Origin of the sequence: Paenibacillus sp. NPDC056722, from assembly GCF_042790635.1 — a bacterium.
GTDB classification, from domain to species: domain Bacteria; phylum Bacillota; class Bacilli; order Paenibacillales; family Paenibacillaceae; genus Paenibacillus_AQ; species Paenibacillus_AQ agri.
In genome coordinates this window covers 1-990 of record NZ_JBHTYV010000032.1, presented here as the reverse complement: position 1 = coordinate 990, position 990 = coordinate 1, and the positions used below count along the sequence as shown (strand labels likewise).

Annotated in this window: 2 protein-coding genes; both read left to right on the top strand. The window is 60.7% G+C overall.

Annotated elements, in window-relative coordinates; genetic code table 11:
* Window positions 1–440, top strand: a 440-nt coding sequence (locus ACFRAM_RS28635) for a hypothetical protein (RefSeq protein WP_379470431.1), incomplete at its 5' end; no start/stop codon positions are given.
* Between the two features lie 83 nt (window positions 441–523).
* A partial coding sequence (locus ACFRAM_RS28630; RefSeq protein WP_379470430.1) for a hypothetical protein occupies window positions 524–990 on the top strand: 467 nt, incomplete at its 3' end.

The following is a 990-nucleotide window of genomic DNA, read 5'->3' as shown; positions in this document are numbered from 1 at the left end:
CGGTCCCGTTGCCCAGCCCGTGCGTACTCACGCCCGAGCAGAAGCGGCGGTTCGGATTTACTACTCAGTTCTACGACAGCGACAAGATCGATGCCCCGGCCCTGCGCCGTTGCGAGTGGGACGACGGTGGCAGGCATCCTATTGGGTACGTCGGACAGATCCCCAGCGGCAAACTGTTCCTCAGCGTCATGCGGCCGAGGGACTTTGGGCTGTCGCCCCGTCCCGTTCGTGTCGGAGGCGGGATCGACGGCCAGGAGTACCAGACGTTCTTCGATCCCGGTAGCAAGAACAGTGCGTCGTGTTGGGTGGTATGGCCCACTTCCTACGGCTTCGCCAAATCGGAACTGCGCGCCGAGAGCAACCAGGGCGTGGATGTCGGCCAACTCTGCAGGGACGCAGAGGAACTGGCGAATCTGCTGGCCAATAGCCTGCCAGGCTGAGGGTCGGATCAAGATAGTGTCGCTGCTGGACGGTGGGCCCGAGGCGATTTCGGTACAGATCATCAGGTAGGGGAGGATCCCGGATGGGCGACAACAGCAAAGTTGACTTCGATCCCAAGGTGGCGCAGACGGCGATCAATGGCTGCAGTACCTTGATCTCGCACTTGCTTGCGGTGCGGTCGTTCCTTGGGACGCGGACCGTCGAGGATTTCGCCGGCCCGGCCGGCATATTCAAATCAGGGCACCTGTGGACCGAGGGATTCAAGACCCTCGATGCTGATCTCGACAATGCGCTCGTTACGCATATCGCCGTCGTGACTGCCTTGTCTGACAAGTTCAAGGACGCGATCAAGGAATTCAAGAACGCCGAGGACGCATCCATCGCGGGGTTTCTGAACCAGAAGATGCCCGATACCTTGCCCGTCTCGCCCACCACGGTCGGCCAGGGGCCGCAATACTCGAAGATCGACGGCCGGACACCCACTCCGAATCCTGTTGAGAAATATACGCAAGGCCGTTCCAAGTCTCGCACGCACGCTTACGCGTACAA